The following is a 22,035-nucleotide window of genomic DNA, read 5'->3' as shown; positions in this document are numbered from 1 at the left end:
TTCGGTGCCTCCGAAAAATCCAAGTGCGGGATTTATCTGCGCCCCCTAACAAATTTTTTCGGGCCTAACGGGCGTGTTCAACTTTTCTTTCTACCCAAAATTCCCCGAAATATAATCCTGCGTCTGCTTGTTCGACGGATTCGTAAACAGCGTCTTTGTATCGCTTACTTCGACCACTTTTCCAAGATAGAAAAAGGCGGTGTAATCGGATACGCGCGCGGCTTGTTGCATATTGTGTGTAACGATAATAATCGTATATTTTTTCTTCAACTCATGAATTAAATCCTCAATCTTGCTCGTCGAAATTGGATCTAGCGCCGATGCTGGTTCGTCGAGTAGTAGAACTTCTGGTTGCATCGCGATCGCGCGGGCAATACATAGGCGTTGTTGTTGACCGCCAGATAGCGATAACGCGCTTTTTCCTAGATCATCTTTGACCTCATCCCAAAGTGCCGCACTGCGCAAGCTTTTCTCCACACGTTCTGCAAGCTCGGCTTTATTTTTCATACCATGGCGCTTTAAGCTAAACGCAATATTTTCAAAAATTGATTTTGTAAATGGATTCGGCTTTTGAAATACCATCCCAATTTCTTTACGAACGTTGTATAAATCGACTTCTTTGCGGTTAATGTTAATCCCGTTATATAAAATTTCGCCTTCCATTCGACAGCCATCAATCTCATCGTTCATCCGATTCAAGGCGCGGAGGTAGGTCGATTTCCCACAACCAGAAGGACCAATCAGCGCTGTTACTTGGTTTTCGCGAAATTCTAAATCGACACCTTGGATCGCGTGATTATCGCCGTAATAGACGTGTAAATCGTTCGTTGCCATTGCAGGCGCACCTACCGTCACGATCTCTTTTTCTTCGTTTAGTGCGAACGACATATTAGTAGTTGCCATCATTATACAAAACTCCTTTTGTCCGCCAAATCAGGAAGACGTCATCTTTTTAAATACGTATTTCCCTAAAATGCGGGCTAAAATATTGAAAAGTAGCACGGAAAGAATGAGTACGGCGGACGCTCCCGCGGATACTGCTGCAGCGTCAGGCATGATTCCTTCCCCATTAATTTTCCAAATGTGAACGGCGAGTGTTTCTGCTGGGCGGAAAATGTTGAGCGGTGATGTTGGATTCATCGGATTCCAATCGCCAAAATTAAGCGCCGGCGTACTTTGTCCTGCCGTGTAGATTAATGCTGCTGCTTCACCGAAGACACGTCCAGCGGCTAGAATGACGCCCGTCACGATCGCAGGTAATGCGGCTGGAACTAGTACACGCGTGATCGTTTCCCAGCGTGACAAACCTAGCGCTAGCCCTGCTTCTCGTTGAGCACTTGGAATCGCATTGAGCGCTTCCTCGATAACGCGGATAAGTAAAGGTAGATTAAAGATGGTTAACGTCAAAGCACCGGAAATAACCGAGAAACTCCAACCCATCTGCAATACGAAAATTAAGAATCCGAACAAACCAACAACGATCGATGGTAAGGAAGATAAGACTTCGATAGTTGTCCGAATAAAGTCTGTGATCCAATTTTTGCGGGCGTATTCTGCCATGTAGATACCAGCTCCGAGCGCGATTGGCACAGATAAAAGCATCGTAATGAACAGCATGTAGAAGGAATTCCAGATTTCTGGGCCGATCCCGCCGCCTGCTTTAAATGACTCTGGTGGGGAAGTGAGGAAATGCCAACTTAAATGTGGCACGCCTTGAACTAGGATATAACCCAGGAGCCCAGCCAGAATGACAACTATGAGAATCGCGATTAGATAGAATACCGATGTCGCGATTTTATCTTTTGTTTTTACATTCATTTGACTTTCCTCCTACGCCCGATGAAGCGGATCATTATGATAAAGAATAGTGACATCGCAAGTAGCACCATTGCCAGTGACCAAAGCACGTTATTATCAAGCGTCCCCATCACGGTATTTCCCATTCCCATTGTTAAAATACTAGTTAACGTGGAGGCCGGTTCGAATAACGAAGTCGGGATAACCACGGAGTTTCCGATAACCATTTGTACAGCAAGTGCTTCACCAAACGCGCGCGCCATTCCGAAAACAACGGCGGTCAAAATACCAGGTCGTGCACTGCGCAAAATAACTTTCCAAATCGTCTGCCAACGCGTTGCACCAAGCGCAAGCGAAGCCTCACGATAATGACGTGGTACCGATTGAATCGCATCCACTGTCAAACTGGTCACAGTCGGCAAAATCATGACGGTCAAAACCGCGGTCGCCGCTGCAATCCCAAAACCACTTCCTGAAATATGTTCCCGAATAAATGGAACAACAACGCTGAGTCCGATAAACCCGTAAACTACGGACGGAATCCCAACAAGCAACTCCATAACTGGTTGCAAAATTTTCTTACCGAATTTAGGCGATATTTCTACCATAAAAATAGCAGCGCCAATCGCGAGCGGTGCAGCAATACAAGCTGCGAGTAACGTGACACCAAAAGAACCAAGAATCATCGGCAAGGCGCCAACGAGTGGATTTCCAGCTGCGTCTGTTTTAGAAGGATTCCAGTCTGTCCCTGTGATAAAATCGACAAACGAAACATTATTTACAAAGAATGTGGCGAGTCCTTTTGAGATAACAAAGAAAAGAATGGACGCCGCTGCAATCACCATGATGCTGATGCAGATAAATGTTATGATTTTCCCTCTTTTTTCAAGACGGGCTTTTTTGGAAGTTTGCGTTAAGGCTTTTTCTCTTGCTTCCACTGTCTAAACTCCTTTCCGATGCTGAGTTCTACTTATCCCCAACAAACGGGTTTGCGCCCACCTCTATATTTAGAAGCAGACGCCTTCCCCAATTTACTTTTTTATTTAACTTCTGTCACATTTCCTTTAGAATCACGTTCGACTTTCATCGAGTGAATCGATTGGTAACCTAGTTGCGGTACTAAGTCATTTTGAACGTCTTTACTAGTGATGTAGCTTAAGAATGTTTTCGTAAGTCCTTTTGCTTCACCGTTTGTGTACATATGTTCGTAAGCCCAAATCTTCCAATCGTTTGTTGCTACGTTTTCTTCTTTCGGCTCTACATTATCAAGTGAAAGTCCTTGGATCGAATCGTCAATGTAAGAGAAAGCTAGGTAACTGATAGCTCCTGGTGTTTCGCTTACGATTTTGCGAACGGTACCTGAGGAATCTTGTTCTTGCGCTTTAATTGGAGTCGCACCATCTAAGCCCCATTTTTCAAAAGTTGCGCGTGTTCCGCTTCCTTCTGCACGGTTGATGATGGTAATTTTCTCGTCTTTACCGCCAACATCTTTCCAGTTTGTAATTTTGCCAGTGAAGATGTCGATTAATTGTTGTTTTGAAATGTTTTTCACGCCAACATCTTTGTTAACAACTGGTGCCATGCCGACTACTGCGACTCTGTGGTCTACTAATTTTGAAGCGTCAACGCCATCTTTTTCTTCAGCGAAAACATCCGAGTTGCCGATATCTACTGCGCCTTGTTGCACTTGTGTTAGGCCAGTTCCAGATCCGCCACCTTGCACGTTGATTTGTGCTTTAGGATTTTCAGCTGTATATTGTTTCGAAGCTGCTTCAACTAGAGGTTGCAATGCTGTTGAACCAACCGCCGTGATCGAACCAGAAACTTCCTTACTGCCCGCATTTCCATTTGCCTTATCTGATGATGTACTTGAATTCCCACATCCAGCTATAATCATTGTGAATGCTGCAATAACAGCTACTATTCCTAAAAATCTCTTCTTCATAAACTGTAAACCACCTTTTTTATCGATTTAACTTACAAACCTACTATACCTCTTCTGGATTAAGGTGATGTGTAGCTAATGTTAAGAGAATGTAAAGATGATGATTATGTAAATTTCTTTATCAGAAAATGACAAAAAGACCGCAAAATGGGCAGTCGGAAGGTGGATTTTATGTAAAGAAAAACGCAAGCCGCTAAAATCACGACTTGCGTTACATTTTTATTTAGGCAGCGTCACAGTAAATGTTGTACCAGATCCCTCGATACTTTCGACCTGAATCTGACCTCCGCAACTTTCCACAATGTGCTTCACAATCGAAAGTCCAAGCCCTGTTCCACCAGAATGGCGGCTGCGTGCCCGGTCAACCCGATAAAAACGTTCAAAAATACGATCAATATCTTTGACAGGTATTCCGATTCCATTATCCGTCACCGTGATGGATATCGTATCATTCGCCTCATTTTCTATCACACCAACCCGAACTTCCCCATTTTGAGGCGTGTACACGATCGCATTCGAAATTAGATTGATCAAAATCTGCTGCAATCGATCGCGTTCTGCGTGAATGACAATTGGTTTCTCTAAAATTGGAGGCACGAGTTGAATCTCCTTTTCCACAGCCATTGGTCGAATCGTGTCCATCGTCGCAATCACAACATCTTCCACGTCTACCTGCTCCAGATTCATCGACACGTGTTTCTGCTCAATGCGCGATAACTCTAAAATATCCATAATTAAGCGGTGCAAACGGTCACTCTCTTCTTTGATAATTGTTAGGAATTTCTTCAACAACACCTCATCATACATCGCGCCATCCAACAGCGTTTCGGCAAATCCTTTTAGCGCTGTAACTGGCGTTTTCAATTCATGCGAGACATTGGCGACAAATTCTGAACGGACATTTTCAAGCCGCCTAATTTCAGTAATATCATGCAGTAACAAAATAACCCCCGTCACATTTCCCGTCTTTGATAAAATTGGCGAGACATTGGCATCCAAAATCAGCTCACGTGGGAAATAAATCGTAATTTCTTCTTGTTGGAACGCCTTTTTCTCCAAACATTGATCCACAAGTTGCGTCAAGGCAAAGCTTTTTAACACTTCAAAATAGGCTTTTCCCGTGAGGTCTTTTTCGCCAATAATTTGTTCCATCATCGGGTTCGTCATCACAATTAGTTTCCGCTGATCAATTAACATGACCCCGCTCACTAAATTCTGCACAATCCCGCTAAGTCGTTGCTGATTAAGTTCAATTTCCTGCATCTGCTTCTCAAGACTCTGCGCTAACTGATTGACGCTAAGTGAGAGGTCCTGCAGTTCCCCACTCGTTTTCCCAGTAATTCGGCTATAATAACGATTATTCGCCAAATCCATCGACACATCAATGATTTCATTCACCGGTCTCGTAATTCGCCGCGCAATAAAGGCACTAATAAATCCAATGAACACAAGCGCCAAGCCGAATACAAGTGTTAAGCTGAGCCATAATTGATGTACCGCATTTTCAACGGACTCAAGAGAAATCGAGATTCGTAAAACACCATCTGTCACGCCATTATGCGTAATTGGAACCGCCACATAAAGCATACTATAACCAAGCGTTGAACTTTTTCGCGTTGCAATCCCAACATCTTTTCCCTGCTTTAATACTTCCTGTACCTCAGGACGGTTCATATGGCTGCCCAACTCGTGTGGATCTTCCTTCGTATCCGCCACCACATGACCAGACTGATCAATCACAGTAATCCGCGCATCGATTTTATCCTCCAGTGGCACTAAATCTGCCTGAATTTTATCCGCATCTTGGTCCAAATCAATATCTTCCAACTTGGTCGTTGTCAGCAAGATTTTCGCATCATCCTGCAACTGGTTTTCTTTCATGTTCATGTAAACGCCCTTCATTAGCTCTCCAGAAATCAAGCCAACAATCACCATTACAATGAAAAATAGCACGAAAAATGACAGTCCAATTTTCAGCCATAACTTCTTCATGACTTCACGTTCTCCATCTTATACCCAAAACCGCGAATCGTCTTAATATATTGCGGTTGCTTCGTGTCCACCTCGATTTTATCACGTAAATGACTCACGTGAACATCCACGATCCGCGTTTCCCCAATATAATCATAATTCCAAACAGCATCAAGTAACTGATCTCGTGAAAATACTTTTCCGCGATGATTCGCCAAATAAACGAGCAACTCAAATTCTTTCGGCGTCAAATCAAGCAGTTCATCTTGCAAATAAACTTCATAACTCTCCGTCAAAATCTTCAATTCCCCAACATGTAGCGCCTTTTCTTGCACCGGTTCTTCCACATCAGGCTCCGCCGCTTTCCCAGCACTCCGTCGAAGGATAGCCTTAATTCGCGCTACAACCTCACGAGGACTAAATGGTTTCGTCAAATAATCATCCGCGCCAAGCTCCAAGCCAATAATTTTATCCAACTCATCATCTTTTGCTGTTAACATCAAGATCGGAGTCTCCACCTTATCTTGTCGCAATTGTTTGCAGACCTCAATCCCATCCATTTCTGGCAACATTAAATCTAGCACAATCAAATCTGGCTTTTCCGATAGCGCCAGTTCATAACCCGTTCTACCATCTTCCGCCGTCACAACATCAAATCCAGCTTTTTCAATGTTAAATTGCAGTAAAGTTACAATAGAAGACTCGTCATCCACTACTAAAATCTTGGTCAATGCAATTTCCTCCCCATTCATAACGCGCGACATTTACAACCTTGTCACAACTTGTTATGTAGTCTTCCACTAAAATATATCACGATTTTACCTTTATTGGGTAGAAAAGTAGCGAGCTTTACACAATCTTAAAAATCAGCGTCCTTATTTCGCCTCCACCATGAAAAGTCCTAACTCAAAAGAATCCTCTTCATGTATCGCCGTTTGCACGATCCGTGGCTCACCATTATTATCGCGCACCTTCAACTTACAATACGCACGATTCTCATTTAACGCCTCATACAACTCCTCACGATTCGTCACAGGTTTCCCGTTCGCTTCTAAAATCATTTCCCCTGCCGAAATTTCCATCCGACTTCCCGGCGTATTTTCCCGAGAACCTAAAATCATAATACCCTCAGGTTGCGGTGTAAATTTAAACGAAGCTCGTTTCTCGTCACTACGATGGCGATATGAAATCCAAAAACGTCCAACAATTGCGACAACAAATGCCACTAAACTAAGGACTGGCATCACAATACTACCAACACCAATCAGCGCAATCATAATCGCCAAACTCGTCACCTTCACTGCAATTTTATGCGTTGCTTGTTCTGGCAATTGCGTCTGAACTTGCTGCTGAAAGCCAATAACAACCGGTAAAATCATAAGCGAAAACGTCTGATTCCCAATTTGAAAGATCGGCCACCAATCAAAAATGGCTGCAAAACCATGTCCTGGAATGAAGCAAACCAGTGGTAATAACCATAAACGTCTTAACTGAAATGCGCCAATCAACTTACCACGCCCACTTTTGCGTAACATCGGCGAAGCATTATTCGCACCAGAAAACTGAATTAAAAAAGCCTCGACGGCGAGCAACAAAGCCAACACAAACACAATAGCAATCATGAAATTATCGATATATAAATTACTAATTGGTAACATTTTATCTTCAAACGGCGCTAACTGCCAATCGAAATAGTAGGCCGCGTAATATACTAAACTAGCAATACCAATCGTGTAGGCTGTTGATGTCATTCTAAATAAGCCGATAAGTAAGAGGACAATCAACACCACATTAAAGATCGCAATCCATCCAATTGTCAGCGTAAATCCGATAAAGAACATGACCACCGATATGACCAGTCCAAATATAATGCCCAAACCAAAGAAGCCTTTTAGTTCCTGCCATGGCGAGTATATACCCACATGAAATGACTTCCGTTCTGCTTTGATTCGACTAAATCCAGCAATAATAACAATCAAAATCGACACATAAAATGCCGGTTGCAAAAACAAACTCCCGATTCCTTTTAGAATTTCTAGCATAATATCCATTCCATTCACCTCTTATAGTATCGGAGACAGTAAACGTGACACCGCTTCTTTCACCTTAATCCAAAACGATCGCTCCGCATATAATTCTGCCGTTAACTGATACGATTTTAAAATATCTTGTAAGAAAATATCCTCTAATTTCTGCGCTATTTTTTTCTCGTACATAAAAGCATTGACTTCAAAATTTAATCTAAAACTACGAAAATCCATATTTGCAGTCCCAACCGACGCAATTTCCCCATCAACAACAAGTGTTTTAGCATGAATAAATCCATTATCATAGATGTAAACTTTCGCTCCTGATTCAATCAATTCGCCACAATAACTTGTCGTCGCTCGGTAAACAAATGCATGATCCGGTTTATTTGGAATCATCAACCTGACGTCAACACCGGACAGCGACGCAATTTTAAGCGCTTCTAACAAACTCGCGTCAGGAATAATGTACGGCGACTGCAAATAAATCGACTTCTTCGCCGAGCTAATCATTTTAATGTAACCATTCTTGATTTGCTGCCATTCAGAATCCGGCCCACTTGATACAATTTGCATACTCGTATGACCCTTTCCATGAAACGACGGGAAATAACGTGTTTGATAATCTAACTTCTGACTTGTAGAAGACGCCGAATTCCAATCCATAATGTAACGCGTCTGCATCGCATAAACCGCTTTTCCGCGAACCCGAAGATGTGTATCACGCCAATAACCAAAGCTATCATCAAGCCCTAAATACTCATCCCCGACATTAAAGCCACCAATATAGCCAATTTCTCCATCAATTATTGCCAACTTCCGGTGATTCCGATAATTTAAACGGAAATTAATCAACGGTAATTTTGAGGGGAAAAACGGCCAAACTTTGACACCATGTTGCTTCAAGTCATTCCAAAAAGATTTTTTCGTAGTTCTGCAACCCATCGCGTCATAAATCACACGCACATCGAGCCCTTCTTCCGCCTTCTTAATCAACGCACTTTTCAAACGTTTTCCCAACATATCCGAATGAATAATATAATAAATCAAATGAATATGATCCGTCGCTGCCTCAATATCTTTCATTAACGCATCGAATTTCTCATGTCCATCTGTATAAATCGTAACATCATTATCTTGCGTTAAAATCGCGCCATCATTAACAAGTAATAAATAAATAAGATCCCGATGCTTCGCGACATTACGCTCACTAAACGGAAACTCCTGTTGCCTAATCATGCTAATCTGATTATCCGTTGATTCCCGCAATCCAATTTTCTCTTGGCCTTTCCAGTCAAAAATTTTGCGATGCGACAACTTACGACCAAATATTAAATATATAATAAAGCCAATAACAGGTATAAATGTCAATACTAGTAACCAAGCCCACGTCGCTGCTGTGTCACGTCTTTCTAAGAAAACCATGACTGCCGCGAATAATACGTTAATCACTAATAACACAATCAATAAAATCCCCATAATCCCCATAACGTACCTCCCAACAAAAATTGCTCCCTTTTTATCATATCATAAATCAGAGGTTAAGTATTGCCTAAGTCGCGAACATACAAAAACTCGACCAGCCATAGAGGACTAATCGAGTTTATTCTTTAAATATAAGGTGAAGGATCTACAGGAACACCATTTTTATGAATTTCAAAATGTAAATGCTGTCCTGTAGATTGTCCAGTCGAGCCCATGATGCCAATTCCTTGACCTTGCGAAACGCTTTGACCCGCGACAACCTGTAAACTTCCAGCTTGCATGTGACCATATAACGTTTGGTAACCATTACCATGATCGATTTCGACAACGTAACCGTAGCCACCATAACCACTACCTGGGGCGCCAAAGCCAGAGAAGACAACTGTTCCTCCTGCTGCTGCATGGATTGGAACACTTCCTCCTGCTGCGATATCTTGGCCTTTGTGTGATTCATGTTGTCCAGTTACCGGATTGGTCCGATCACTAAATCCTGAAGTTAGAATTCCCGCTGCCGGCTTGATAAACATGCCACCGTTTGAACTAGCGCCAACTGAGGGAATAGATACAGGAGCTGATGGTTGTTGTGCTGGTGATTCATTTGTTGGCGTTTGTATTCTTGCCACCGTTTTAGAACTGGCTTTAGCTGCTGCTTCTCGCGCTGTTCTTTCCGCTGCTGCCTTACGAGCTGCGGCTAACTGTAGCTCCGCCTGACGATTTTTTTCCGCTTGAATATTTCCAGCAATCGCTTTTTCGCTTGCAGTTAATGTGTCTTGTTGGGATATCAAATCGTTCTTTTGTTGTTGCGTTAAATCTTTTTCAGCCGCAATCGCTAAGATTAATTCATCTTTTTGACTTTTTTGGCTTTCCAGATTGTTTTTAGATAACGCGATTTCGTTTGCTAATTTTTTCAGACTTGCTAATTTCGTTTCTGTTTGACCTTGTTTTGAGCTCAATGAGTCTTCATCTTTTTTCTGATCCGTCATGATTTCTTTGTCCGCATTGACTAACGTGGATACCATTGTTGCGCGATCAATAAAATCACTAAAATTATCAGATGCCAAAAGAACATTCATATAGGCTTGGCCGTTACCGTTCACTTGGATCGCACGTGCACGATCTTTTAGTAAATTTAAACGATCATCAATACTTTTTTGTAACACAACGATTTCTTCTTTTAATTTTGAAATTTCAGCATTTGTTGTTGAGACTTCTAGTTGTTGTTTTTGTAATTTCTTGTTAGTTTCATTTATATTTTTCACTAAGGATTCAAGTTCTGATGCTGTCGTTTGTTGTTTTCTCTCAAGCACAGAAACTTCATGGTCCTTTTCCTCAATACTGCTACCAATGTTAGAACGTTGTTGTTGAATTTCTTGTTGTTGTTTCTCAAGTTCACTTAAATCAGCAGCCATTGCGTTAATCGGAACTCCACTAAAGAGACCGACCGCCACTGTCGCCACAATGCTGTTTCTGATTATTTTCTTATATGTCATTCACTGTTTCCTCCAAATTTATTCAGAAATATTACTTTTTATTCCATATTTTAAGTTAGAAAAAAAGTACCCTTAGCAAAATCACGCGAAAGGTACTTTTCTATTTTCAAAAAATCTTTTATTGTTTAGAATTAGAAATTAGCGATACGACCAAAACCTACAAGAGATTGTGCCCAGAAGCTACTTGAAAGGCTGTCGATGCTAACGCCGTTATTTTGCGCATTAATCATTTTACCGCCACCAATGTAGATACCAACGTGAGCAATTCCACTGCCGTAGCTGAAGAATACTAAATCGCCTGGTTTTGCTTGGCTTGAACTAATTTTTGTAGATGCAGCATATTGAGCACCTGATGTTCTTGGGATTGATACTCCTGCCGCACGGAATGCGTAAGAAGTGAATCCAGAACAATCAAACGAACCTGGTCCAGTTGCACCTAATGAATAAGGTTTACCTAATTGCGCGTATGCAGTTGAAATCATAGCATCGTAACCAGAACCTGTTGGTGTTGCAATATTGCTACTACCTGTGTTGTTAGAATTTGATGTTTCTTTTTTCTTAGCTGTGCTTGTTGAAGATTTACTACTGCTATCGTTAGATGTTGAAGCTGATGCAGTATTTGATGAAGACTCGCTTGATTTCGTTTCATCAGATGAAGTAGAAGCTGCTACTGGTTGAACAGTTGTTGCTTCTTTAGCAGCTGCTGCACGTGCTGCTGCTGCCGCTGCTTCTCTATCACGTTGCGCAATTAAAGTAGATTTTTCTTGTTCAGTTGTTGCTTGTTGTGCTGCTAATTGTGCTACAACAGCTTCTTTCTCAGCTTTTTGAGCTTCGATTTGGTTTTGTTGTTGCTCATAACTAGCAATTGCTTTTTGTTGTTTTTCTTGTTCTTTTTTAACAGACGCTGAGCTTGCTTTCAAAGCATCTTCGTCTTTTTGTTGTTCGTCAAGGATTGCTTTATCGGATTCAACAATTGTATTTACTGCAGATACACGATCAACTAAGTCGCCAAAGTTATCTGCGCTTAAAACTACGTCAAGATAAACATTTGAGTTTGAGTTAACTTGCATTGAACGAGCGCGTTCTTTAAGAACTACTTCACGTTCTTTGATGCGTGCATTGATTGCTGCGATATCAGCATTTAATTTTTTTAATTGTTCTGCTGATTTGTTGAAGCTAGCTTGTAGCTCTTTCGATTTTGCTTGCGCTGAATCTAGTTTCGATACTAAAGATGATAGATCAGCTTGTAAATCAGCTTTCTTAGATTTAAGATCGTTTAACTTTGCATCTTTCTGTTGGATATCTGTGTTAACGTCCGCAAATGCATTTGTTGTAAAAACCGGTGATAAACTGATTACAGCTGCCATTGACGCAGCAATTAAAGTATTTTTTTTCAAAAGATTTTACCTCCTAAAAAGCTCCCTAGGCTTTTCTTTCATTTAGTTTTTTTATTATTTTTAGAACACGTTCTTTTTCTGATACGTATTTAATTGTTAAACTTTCAGGAATCTTCGGATAGATATTGCGCTTCCCCATATACCAATGAGTACTCCGATGGCAATTATCAATCCTGCTATTTGATACATGAATGGTGATGGAGTAAGTAAGGCAAGGTTTGTGCCTTCTCCAAGTCTTGGGTTGATGAGATTGTAGGTGTTGATATAACCTACGAACGTTAGTATAACCGGTACAACAGATCCTAACAGACCCAACCAAGCACCTTCTAACACGAACGGCCAACGGATAAACCAGTTTGTCGCTCCCACCAATTTCATAATCTCAATCTCGGTTCGACGCGAGTAAATCGCAATCTTAATCGTATTGGAGATTAGGAACATGGCTGTTAATAAAAGACCAGCACTTAATATGATACCAGCATATCGTCCCCATTTCAAGACATTAAACAACTTATCTACAGTTTTTTCACCATAGTTCACTTTTGCGACATATTTCATTTTTTGAATCTCGGTTGCAACTTTAGAAGTTTCGCTAGGTTCCTTCGCCTGAACAATGAACACATCGTATAGTGGATTATCTTGTTGGAACAACTCGAAATCCTTACCATATGTAGAGATCAATTTCTCCATTTGTTGGTCTTTGGAAGAATACTGCACGCTATCGACACCACTTAATTGCTCGATATTGGTTTTTAATTCATTCTGTTGATCTTTTGTCGCTGTCAATTGGATATGCACGTTAATTTCTACGTCATTCGCAACATCATCTGCTAACTTATTCATGTTCATCATTATCGCGAAGAACACACTGACCAAGATTAAAGTAACTGTCACTGCACTAGCTGCTGCAAATGTCATCCAACCGTTACGATAGAGGCTCTTAAAGCTTTCTCTAAAGTGTCTACCTACTGTTCTAAATTTCATAGCCATAATCTCCTTGCTGTTGATCGCGAACAATTCTACCATTCTCAATAGCAATGACACGATGTTTCAGAGTATTAACAATCTCTTTATTATGCGTCGCCATTACAATTGTCGTTCCGCGATTACTTATTTCTTCAAGGATATTCATGATTTCCCATGACGTATCAGGGTCGAGGTTACCAGTTGGTTCATCTGCTATTAAAACCTTCGGCATGTTTGCTATCGAGCGAGCAATAGAAATACGTTGCTGCTCTCCACCAGATAATTCGTCTGGCAGCATTCTTACTTTGTGTTTCAGATTTACTAGATCTAGCACTTCCATAACACGATCTTTGATGACTTTCGGATCTTCTTCTACCACTTCCATCGCATAAGCAATATTCTCATACACGGTTTTGCTTGGTAATAATTTGAAATCCTGAAAGACAACACCGACATGTCTTCTCAAAAATGGTACTTCACGATTTTTCATATGAAGTAAGTCGAATTTATCAACATTAATCGTTCCTTTAGTAGCACGTTCTTCGCGGTAGATCATTTTGATGAAGGTTGATTTACCTGCACCACTTGGACCTACAACATAAACGAATTCTCCCTGCTCAATACGGATATTAAGTCCATTTGCAGCAGTTATGCCATTAGGATACTTCTTGTACACGTCTTCCATAACAATCATTTTATCACCTAACTATGCCTTTCTTGGGTCAAGTTCGAATGATATAACACGTAAGATAACAAGAGCCACCATTTCTAGACTAGAATGCTTGAAGTCACAACACATGAATTCATTATACCATTTCAATCTTTCAACTTAGGGGTAATTAGATTACAGTTATATTTCAACCAATGACAAGTTTATTTTTTTGCAACATACTTATTTTTACATGACATTTTAAATTCTAATTTATATTACGTTTATAAAAAAACTCATAAAAAAACGTGCCTAACTTTCGCACTGTTTTTGCTACTACCTTATTGTACCGCGTTTTGCACGGAATTAACATTACAGGCATATTAAAAATTTTTACAGCCAAATCAATTGGAATAGACCACTTTCACGCTTTTAATACCTTACTAATTACTAGGATTTAACTTCTTGTCACACAACTGTTATACAAGACCCTATCTTATCCCCGATATAAAAGGAGCAGCATTAACTCTACTGGTCAATGCTGCTTCGCTTATAATCATATATTTAGATGTTAAATCCTTCACCCATAACTTCACTTGCACTCATCACGACCACAAATGCATTAGGATCAATTTCTTTTATTACACTTTTTAACCTTGAAAATTCAGATTGGGCGATAACACAAAGTAAGATTTGTCTTTCATCTTCCGTATAACCGCCTTTTGCGGATAACCGCGTGATGCCACGGTCAATTTTATAAAGGATTGCTTGACGTATCTCATCTTGTTGCTCCGAAATAATTAAAACCGTTTTCGACTGATTCAAGCCAACTTGGACAAGGTCGATCGTTTTACTCGTAGCAAAAAGTCCTACCAGCGCATATAGCCCCGATTCGATATCGAAGACAAACATAGCAGCGATAACGACAAATCCATCGATAAGTGCGACGCAAATCCCAAGTGAAAGGTTTGTAAATTTATGCAGAATTTGTGCGATTACATCTGTTCCACCAGTAGAGGCTTTTCCGCGAAAAACAATGCCGAGACCTGTACCAACTAGAATACCACCGAATAATGCAGCAACAAGTGGCTGGTTCGTCCAAACAGTCCAATCAGACGTCAAATAAACGAACAGTGGCATAATCATTGTCCCAACAAATGTTTTTATACCAAACTGATACCCTAAGAAAAATACACCTGCAAAAAATAACGGAATGTTAAATGCCCACTGAATATAAGCGGGAGTCCAACCAGTCAAATAATTAATGATTGTACTGATCCCGCTCACGCCACCGGAGGCAACATGATTGGGCAATAGCAACACATTAAACGCAAGAGCAATAATAAATGCTCCAAGAATAACATAGACGTACTCCATTACTTTCGCGAGTTTAGGCGGGAGCTTTCGTCGTTTCAATGGTTTAATCTCTTTCATAGTATCCTCCTAGTCAATCTGCGAGCGGAGATAGCCATTGATAAACGCATCAATATCTCCGTCCATTACCGCTTGCGTGTTGCCTGTTTCTACGTTTGTGCGGTGATCTTTCACCATCGAGTATGGATGGAACACGTAAGAACGTATTTGACTTCCCCAACCAATTTCTTTTTGCTCACCACGAAGTTCCGCGAGTTCTTTCTCTTTCTCTTCTTGTTCTTTTTGATATAATTTCGCTTTCAACATCTTCATCGCTTGATCGCGATTTTTCAGTTGTGAACGTTCAGATTGGCATGTAACAACAATTCCAGATGGAATATGTGTCATCCGCACTGCTGAATCGGTCGTATTAATATGCTGACCACCTGCACCAGTCGCACGATACGTATCAATTTTTAAATCTTCTGGACGGATTTCAATTTCGATATCATCATCCATTTCTGGCATAACATCGCATGAAACAAACGATGTGTGGCGTCGGCCAGACGAATCAAATGGAGATATTCGAACTAAGCGATGCACACCTTTTTCTGCTTTTAAGTACCCGTAGGCATTGTGACCCTTTATGAGCAACGTCACACTCTTAATCCCAGCTTCGTCGCCTGCTTGATAATCCAGCATTTCTACTTTGAAATCTTTTTTGTCCGCCCAGCGCTGGTACATACGTAGTAACATGGAACCCCAATCCTGTGATTCTGTTCCACCAGCGCCTGGATGTAATTCCAAGATCGCGTTATTTTTATCATAAGGCTCGCTCAACATTAATTTCAATTCGAAATCAGTTAATTTTGCTACAAAAGCCGTTAAATCAGTTTCTAACTCTGCTTGCAATTCTTCATCTGCCTCTTCACGCAAAAGTTCCAAGCTTAACTCTAAATTTTCTTGCTCTTCCTCAAGCTCATGGAACGCATTGTAGGTTTCTTTGTAGCCATTCGTTTCGTTAATAACCTTCTGCGCACTTTGTTGATCGTTCCAAAAATCCGGGTCTAACATTTGATCCTCTAACTCAGCGATGCGAACTTCTATGCTATCTAAGTCAAAGAGACCCCCTAAAGTCTTTAATTTGTTGGGTTGTTTTTTCTAATTCATTGCGAATTTCAGCTAATTCCATACTCAACACCTCTTTTTAATTTTTCATGTGCAAAATAAATCACACCATTAATAATATAGCATACTTGGGCGCAAACTGCGATTCCGACTAATTTTCCAAACAAAAAACCAGGAAAAAATCCTGGTTTTATTGTTATTTCTCTTTTCCGTGACAGTTCTTATATTTTTCTCCACTACCACAAGGGCATGGATCATTACGACCGATATGTTGGTCTTTATGAACTGGTTGTTTTTTAGCCAATGGTTTGCCTTCATTAGGATCAATAGCATCACCCTTAGCAACTTGCTCACGTTCAAGATTTTGACGAATTTCAGCTTTCATGATGTAACGAGCAACGTCTTCATCAATTGAATTAACCATTGCTTCGAACATTTCAAAGCCTTCTGATTGGTATTCTCGTAACGGATCAATTTGTCCGTAAGCACGTAGATGGATACCGTCGCGCAAGTGATCCATCGCATCGATGTGATCTACCCATTTCGTATCCACCACACGTAGCAAGACTACTTTTTGGAATTCATTAAATTCATCTTCTGGCAACAATGTTTCTTTCTCATTGTATGCTTCTTTTACTTTTTCTAAAATAAAATCTTGAATGTCATTGGATTCCATATTTTTAATATCATCTACGCTGATTGTATCTTCAGGTAAAAGATTGGCTTCTACAAAGTCAACAATACCTTGTAAGTTCCATTCTTCACGATCTTCTTGTCTTGAGGCATTCGATTGTACCACAAAATTTACAACGTTTTGAATCATAGGTTCAATAACAGAGCGCAAGTTGTTTTCAGCTGTAATAACTGCATAACGTTGTTTATAAATAACTTCACGTTGTTGACGTAAAACATCATCGTATTGAAGAACTTGTTTACGTGAATCAAAGTTATTTCCTTCGACACGTTTCTGTGCAGATTCAACAGCACGGCTAACCATCTTACTTTGAATGGCTTCATCGTCCATTCCAAAACGCTCCATCATTGATTTCATGTTATCTGAACCGAAACGTTTCATCAGTTCATCTTCCATGGAAAGATAGAATTGAGTCACACCAGGATCCCCTTGACGACCAGCACGACCACGTAACTGATTATCGATACGTCTTGATTCATGACGCTCTGTACCAATAACGGCCAAACCACCTGCTTCAATTGTGCCTTCGCCTAGCTTGATATCTGTACCACGACCAGCCATATTGGTTGCAATCGTAACAGAACCTTTTTCACCAGCAAATTGGATGATTTCTGCTTCTTTTTCATGTTGTTTCGCATTCAAAACGCTGTGCGGAACACCTTTACGTTTTAGTTTATGCGAAATAACTTCAGATGTTTCGATAGCAACGGTACCAACTAATACTGGTTGACCATTTGCATATCGTTCAGCGATATCGTCTACTACTGCATTGAACTTCGCATCAATAGATGTATAAATTAAATCTGGACGGTCATCACGAATAATTGGTTTATTCGTCGGAATTTCAATAACACGCATATTATAAATATCGCGGAATTCTTCTTCTTCCGTCTTAGCCGTACCAGTCATACCAGATAATTTCTTATACATACGGAAATAGTTCTGGAATGTGATAGTCGCCATCGTTTGTGATTCATTTTGAATTGTTACACCTTCTTTAGCTTCAAGTGCTTGGTGTAGGCCTTCACTGAAACGACGACCTTTCATAATACGACCAGTAAATTGGTCAACAATGAGTACTTCGTCATCTTGAACCACATAATCAACATCCAAATGCATCGTATAGTTCGCTTTTAAAGCTTGCGCAATATGATGTAAAACTGTCGCATTCTCTAAATCAAACAAGTTATCCACATCAAAATATTTCTCACCTTTTGTCATACCCTCTTCGGTTAAATGCACCGATTTTGTTTTGATATCAACTGTGTAGTCTTTCTCTACTGTCAATGTCTCAACAAAAGAGTTAGCGCGGACATATAAAATAGTTGATTTCTCTGCTTGACCAGAAATAATCAATGGCGTTCTCGCTTCATCGACCAAGATAGAATCGACTTCATCGATTACCGCATAAGAAAGCGGACGCTGTACCATTTGTTCTTTATAAACAACCATATTATCACGTAAATAGTCAAATCCTAATTCATTATTTGTACTATACGTAATGTCAGCTGCATAAGCTTCTCGTTTCTCTTCACTGGAAAGAGCGTTTAGGTTAAGTCCGACGGATAAACCAAGGAAATTGTATAGAACTCCCATTTCTTCAGCATCACGTTGCGACAAGTACTCATTGACTGTAACAACATGAACACCATTTCCTGAGAGTGCATTTAAATAAACTGGCAGTGTCGCTGTTAAAGTTTTACCTTCACCAGTTCTCATTTCTGCGATATTACCTTCATGTAGTACAATACCACCCATTAATTGAACACGGAATGGGAACATGCCTAATGCACGTTTTGCTCCTTCACGTGCAACTGCAAAAGCCTCTACCAAAAGGGAATCTAATGTTTCACCATTTTGGAAACGCTCCTTAAATTCTTCTGTTTTTGATCGTATTTCGTCATCAGAAAGCTTTGCCGTTTCATCAGCTAATGCCTCAATCTGATCTGCTTTCTTTTCTAGATACTTAACATCTTTTTTACCAGATTCAAATATCTTCTTTAATAAACCTGCCATGATCTTATTCTCCTCTACTGTTTCTATACTTTCCCTGAAGTTTAAATCGTTGCGCTCTTCCCATTTTCGACGCAACTGCCTTTGACACAGGCACACAAGACAATTCTACCATCTTTCACCTATGTTTTACAACCTGTTTTCCTGTGAACATTTCGACGCATTTTGAATGATTCTGTATAAAAGCCTAAGCTATGCGCTTTTTATATCATAAAATATATTTACAGGTTTCGATTGTCATTCACTTTTCAAATTAAGTATTGACAACAAAAGCCGAGATCCCCTATTGTTGGATCCCGGCTTTTGAGGAATTTCTAAGTTAATTCGTTTCAATCAAACCGTATTTACCATCTTTACGACGATACACAATATTAGTGCCATTTGACTCCGCATCTGTATATACGAAGAAACTATGACCTAATAAATTCATTTGCAGTACAGCTTCTTCACTATCCATTGGTTTCAAAGAAAATTCCTTTGTACGAACAATTTCTAGATCACTGTCATTTTCGAACTCATCTGGTGCTACACTTCCGTTCATCTCAGAGAAAGCAAAGTAATCTTTATCTAAGCCTTTATCACGGAATTTACGATTCACTTTTGTTTTATGTTTACGGATCTGTCTTTCTAATTTATCTACAATCAAATCAATACTTGCATATAAATCTCCGCTTGTTTCTTCAGCACGTAGTACTAAATTAGGGAGAGGAATGGTCACTTCAACCTTTGCATTCTTATCAGAATACACTTTAAGGTTCACATGAACATTAGCATCTGGAGCTTCACTGAAATAACGTTCTAACTTGTCTATTTTCTTTTCGACATAATCTCTAATTGGCTCCGTTACTTCAATGTTTTCACCACGAATGTTATACTTTAGCATAGCAATTCCTCCTTTGAAATAAAACAACTCATACTTTACAAGAAGTGAATGACTCCTTATATACAGTCTACGTTAAAATATAGCTTTTTGCAAACATTTACAAAGAATAAGATTACTATATTCCTATCAATTAAGTAGTCGGTAAGTATGATACCGTTACTCTATTCTTTCCACCAATTTTCAAATGCAAACCTAAAATGATTGAAAATTTCGCTTTAACGAAATATAGTGATTGAGGATACACTTTTTGCTCCTGCTTCCTTTAAAGCTTTCGCTGCCAGATGTAAGGTGGCACCCGTCGTATAAATGTCATCTACCAATACTATCTCTCGTGAACTAATCTCCGTATTGTTCTCTACAAAAAAGAATTGCTCTTGCTCGATTCGCTCTTTTCGTGATTTCTTTGACTGTTTTTCTGTATGCTCTCTTTTCAACTGTGTTTCAAACGGTATTCCTGCTAGATGAAGTAATCCTTCCGTTTGGTTGAAACCTCGTTCGTATCTTCGTTCTTCACTTATTGGAAGGGGAATTATAATGGATTTATTTTTTACCATACATTTTTGTTGTAATGCAGCTGCAAATACAGCTCCCAAAACATAATCTCCTTTATATTTGTAAAGCGCCATTAACTCTTTTGCAAAGTTATTATATTCAAAACAAGCGATATTTTGATCTAAATGGTTTGTTTTATTCCCTAAAGACCAACGCTCACAATCTCCACACATTACTTCTTCCCTGTGTTCATGCCTCATTCTACCGCATCTACTACATACATGCCCAGTAATTTGGGATAACTCACTTTTACACCGCTGACATATAACAACCTTTTCTTTCTCCAAAAATAAACTACTCCAAGAAATTTCAACTATCATTTTATTCTTACATACCAAGCAGATATCACTCATCCAAAAGTTCCTGTTGTATACCTAATCGATTCATCATTTTTATTTGTGATATGGCCAAGGTCATATTTTTAGATGTTCCGTGATGAAAGAAGATAACATCTCCTTTGGGAAAATCAAATTTCCTGCCAGCACGTCCAGAAATTTGAACGAGAGCTGATTCTGTGAATATTCTTCCTTCACTACCAAAAACACCAACCTGTACATTCGTAAAAGTTACACCCCGTTCAAGAATCGTCGTGGTACATAATAATTTGATACTCCCATCACGCATCTTTTGTACTTTCTCTTTTCTCTCTGAGTCAGCAGAATGCACATTTTCAAGCGGGCCGAATCCTAATTTCTCAAGTATTTCCGCTACTTTCAACATCACTTTTATTTCTGGGAAAAATAACAATACCGAGCAACCTTCATCTAATTTTTTCCGTGTCCATTCTAAAATTTTAGGAGATATCCGGCGTTTCACTAACGCTTTCTTCCAGTCCCCTATCCAAACTTTTCTGGGTACTGGTAACGGTTTTCTATGGTACCTTGCTGGTACTTTTACAAAATCTCGTACACCTCTATCGCATTCTTTTTGCCATTTTCTATCGGGGGTTGCGGTAATATAGATGGAACAGCCTGAAGTTAATTGCGCTTTTTTCACTGCATACTCAAGAAAAGGATCTTTCGCGTAGGGAAATGCATCTACTTCATCTATGAAAATAATATCAAATGCCTCATAAAATCGTATCAGTTGGTGTGTCGTTGCAACAACAAAGCGTTCTCCGTTATAAATATCATCAGAGTCACCATATAAACAGACCATCTCAACACTAGGAAAAACTTCTTGTAGACGTGGATAAAGCTCCAAACATACATCTACTCTTGGTGAAGCTATACAAATTCGCCCACCACGCTTCAATGCCTCATCCATTCCTCTGAACATCATTTCTGTTTTCCCAGATCCCGCCACTGCCCATAAAAGTAGTGGTTTTCTATCATTAACAGCCTGAAGGACTCTATCCGAAGCCGTTCGTTGTCCTGGTGAAAGTTCACCTTCCCAGCTAAGATATCCTTCACTAGAACTTATAAAACTTTTTTCGCTTAGGTGAAAATAAAGATTCTTACACTCTGTTATTTTCCCCATAATAATACAATTTCTACAATACAAACAATTAGAGCTGCCACAATGGCTACATGGTGCTCTAAAAAATAGTTCTTCCTTATTGTTCCCACACCTAAAACAAAGCTTTCTATGCCCTTCGGCTTTTATAGCTTGTATATGCTGCATTCCCGTAGTATCTAATATTTCTCCCTCTATAAATAGCTTCCCTTCCATTTTCGTATCCATTA

General features: G+C 39.9%; 18 protein-coding genes. All 18 read right to left on the bottom strand.

The annotated features are described in order from the left end of the window. Window positions 1-90 precede the first annotated feature (90 nt). Window positions 91-888, bottom strand: coding sequence for a phosphate ABC transporter ATP-binding protein PstB (pstB, locus tag UE46_RS02680; protein ID WP_036059789.1), 798 nt, complete (start codon window positions 886-888; stop codon window positions 91-93). 45 nt (window positions 889-933) lie between these two features. Beyond that, complete coding sequence (pstA, locus tag UE46_RS02675) at window positions 934-1,818, bottom strand: phosphate ABC transporter permease PstA (protein ID WP_036059696.1); 885 nt, start codon at window positions 1,816-1,818, stop codon at window positions 934-936. Further along, on the bottom strand, window positions 1,815-2,735 hold the full coding sequence (pstC, locus tag UE46_RS02670; RefSeq protein WP_036059695.1) for a phosphate ABC transporter permease subunit PstC: 921 nt from the start codon (window positions 2,733-2,735) through the stop codon (window positions 1,815-1,817). Before pstC ends, pstA begins: the two co-directional genes overlap by 4 nt. Before the next feature lie 101 nt (window positions 2,736-2,836). Further along, window positions 2,837-3,742, bottom strand: coding sequence for a phosphate ABC transporter substrate-binding protein (locus UE46_RS02665; RefSeq protein WP_036059693.1), 906 nt, complete (start codon window positions 3,740-3,742; stop codon window positions 2,837-2,839). A gap of 219 nt (window positions 3,743-3,961) precedes the next feature. Further along, on the bottom strand, window positions 3,962-5,734 hold the full coding sequence (gene pnpS / locus UE46_RS02660; protein ID WP_036059692.1) for a two-component system histidine kinase PnpS: 1,773 nt from the start codon (window positions 5,732-5,734) through the stop codon (window positions 3,962-3,964). After that, window positions 5,731-6,444, bottom strand: a complete 714-nt coding sequence (locus UE46_RS02655) for a response regulator transcription factor (RefSeq protein WP_118907796.1) — start codon at window positions 6,442-6,444, stop codon at window positions 5,731-5,733. Before UE46_RS02655 ends, pnpS begins: the two co-directional genes overlap by 4 nt. A 144-nt stretch (window positions 6,445-6,588) precedes the next feature. Further along, the gene (locus UE46_RS02650; RefSeq protein ID WP_036059691.1) at window positions 6,589-7,764 is read right to left on the bottom strand and encodes a PDZ domain-containing protein; all 1,176 of its coding nucleotides are present in this window, start codon (window positions 7,762-7,764) and stop codon (window positions 6,589-6,591) included. A 12-nt stretch (window positions 7,765-7,776) separates the two neighbouring features. Continuing rightward, window positions 7,777-9,228, bottom strand: coding sequence for a cardiolipin synthase (gene cls / locus UE46_RS02645; RefSeq protein ID WP_036059689.1), 1,452 nt, complete (start codon window positions 9,226-9,228; stop codon window positions 7,777-7,779). 122 nt (window positions 9,229-9,350) lie between these two features. Continuing rightward, window positions 9,351-10,700, bottom strand: a complete 1,350-nt coding sequence (locus tag UE46_RS02640; RefSeq protein ID WP_411431057.1) for a murein hydrolase activator EnvC family protein — start codon at window positions 10,698-10,700, stop codon at window positions 9,351-9,353. Between the two features lie 146 nt (window positions 10,701-10,846). Further along, window positions 10,847-12,112, bottom strand: coding sequence for a C40 family peptidase (locus UE46_RS02635; RefSeq protein ID WP_036059688.1), 1,266 nt, complete (start codon window positions 12,110-12,112; stop codon window positions 10,847-10,849). Between the two features lie 96 nt (window positions 12,113-12,208). Then, window positions 12,209-13,096 (bottom strand): permease-like cell division protein FtsX, encoded by an 888-nt coding sequence (ftsX, locus tag UE46_RS02630; RefSeq protein WP_036059687.1) that lies wholly within the window; start codon window positions 13,094-13,096, stop codon window positions 12,209-12,211. Continuing rightward, entirely contained in the window at window positions 13,086-13,772 is a 687-nt protein-coding gene (gene ftsE, locus UE46_RS02625; protein WP_036059686.1) for a cell division ATP-binding protein FtsE, read from the bottom strand. The genes ftsX and ftsE overlap by 11 nt, the downstream gene beginning before the upstream one ends. Window positions 13,773-14,291: 519 nt before the next feature. Then, entirely contained in the window at window positions 14,292-15,161 is an 870-nt protein-coding gene (locus UE46_RS02620; protein WP_036059683.1) for a YitT family protein, read from the bottom strand. Between the two features lie 9 nt (window positions 15,162-15,170). Continuing rightward, a protein-coding gene (gene prfB / locus UE46_RS02615) for a peptide chain release factor 2 (protein WP_118907377.1) occupies window positions 15,171-16,272 on the bottom strand; the annotation gives its coding sequence in 2 pieces (ribosomal slippage) (window positions 15,171-16,199 and window positions 16,201-16,272; 1,101 coding nt in all). 132 nt (window positions 16,273-16,404) lie between these two features. Continuing rightward, window positions 16,405-18,918, bottom strand: coding sequence for a preprotein translocase subunit SecA (gene secA / locus UE46_RS02610; RefSeq protein WP_036059679.1), 2,514 nt, complete (start codon window positions 18,916-18,918; stop codon window positions 16,405-16,407). A gap of 316 nt (window positions 18,919-19,234) precedes the next feature. Then, window positions 19,235-19,798 carry a ribosome hibernation-promoting factor, HPF/YfiA family gene (hpf, locus tag UE46_RS02605; RefSeq protein WP_036059677.1) on the bottom strand — a complete coding sequence of 188 codons (564 nt, stop codon included), beginning with the start codon at window positions 19,796-19,798 and terminating at the stop codon, window positions 19,235-19,237. Between the two features lie 215 nt (window positions 19,799-20,013). After that, a complete protein-coding gene (locus tag UE46_RS02600; protein ID WP_233230972.1) occupies window positions 20,014-20,637 on the bottom strand; it encodes a ComF family protein in 624 nt (207 codons plus the stop codon). Between the two features lie 58 nt (window positions 20,638-20,695). Beyond that, window positions 20,696-22,033: an ATP-dependent helicase ComFA gene (locus tag UE46_RS02595; RefSeq protein WP_036059674.1), complete on the bottom strand. Its 1,338-nt coding sequence runs from the start codon at window positions 22,031-22,033 to the stop codon at window positions 20,696-20,698. Between the last annotated feature and the right edge of the window lie 2 nt (window positions 22,034-22,035).

Origin of the sequence: Listeria weihenstephanensis, assembly GCF_003534205.1 — a bacterium.
Classification (GTDB): domain Bacteria; phylum Bacillota; class Bacilli; order Lactobacillales; family Listeriaceae; genus Listeria_A; species Listeria_A weihenstephanensis.
This window is presented reverse-complemented; position numbering and strand designations above follow the sequence as displayed.

What these genes read in the sequence shown, in the direction of transcription:
- pstB (WP_036059789.1), bottom strand. Translation starts at nt 888, where the DNA reads ATGTCGTTCGCACTAAACGAAGAAAAAGAGATCGTGACGGTAGGTGCG.
- pstA (WP_036059696.1), bottom strand. Translation starts at nt 1,818, where the DNA reads ATGAATGTAAAAACAAAAGATAAAATCGCGACATCGGTATTCTATCTA.
- UE46_RS02665 (WP_036059693.1), bottom strand. Translation starts at nt 3,742, where the DNA reads ATGAAGAAGAGATTTTTAGGAATAGTAGCTGTTATTGCAGCATTCACA.
- pnpS (WP_036059692.1), bottom strand. Translation starts at nt 5,734, where the DNA reads ATGAAGAAGTTATGGCTGAAAATTGGACTGTCATTTTTCGTGCTATTT.
- UE46_RS02650 (WP_036059691.1), bottom strand. Translation starts at nt 7,764, where the DNA reads ATGGATATTATGCTAGAAATTCTAAAAGGAATCGGGAGTTTGTTTTTG.
- cls (WP_036059689.1), bottom strand. Translation starts at nt 9,228, where the DNA reads ATGGGGATTATGGGGATTTTATTGATTGTGTTATTAGTGATTAACGTA.
- ftsX (WP_036059687.1), bottom strand. Translation starts at nt 13,096, where the DNA reads ATGAAATTTAGAACAGTAGGTAGACACTTTAGAGAAAGCTTTAAGAGC.
- ftsE (WP_036059686.1), bottom strand. Translation starts at nt 13,772, where the DNA reads ATGATTGTTATGGAAGACGTGTACAAGAAGTATCCTAATGGCATAACT.
- UE46_RS02620 (WP_036059683.1), bottom strand. Translation starts at nt 15,161, where the DNA reads ATGAAAGAGATTAAACCATTGAAACGACGAAAGCTCCCGCCTAAACTC.
- secA (WP_036059679.1), bottom strand. Translation starts at nt 18,918, where the DNA reads ATGGCAGGTTTATTAAAGAAGATATTTGAATCTGGTAAAAAAGATGTT.
- hpf (WP_036059677.1), bottom strand. Translation starts at nt 19,798, where the DNA reads ATGCTAAAGTATAACATTCGTGGTGAAAACATTGAAGTAACGGAGCCA.
- UE46_RS02595 (WP_036059674.1), bottom strand. Translation starts at nt 22,033, where the DNA reads ATGGATACGAAAATGGAAGGGAAGCTATTTATAGAGGGAGAAATATTA.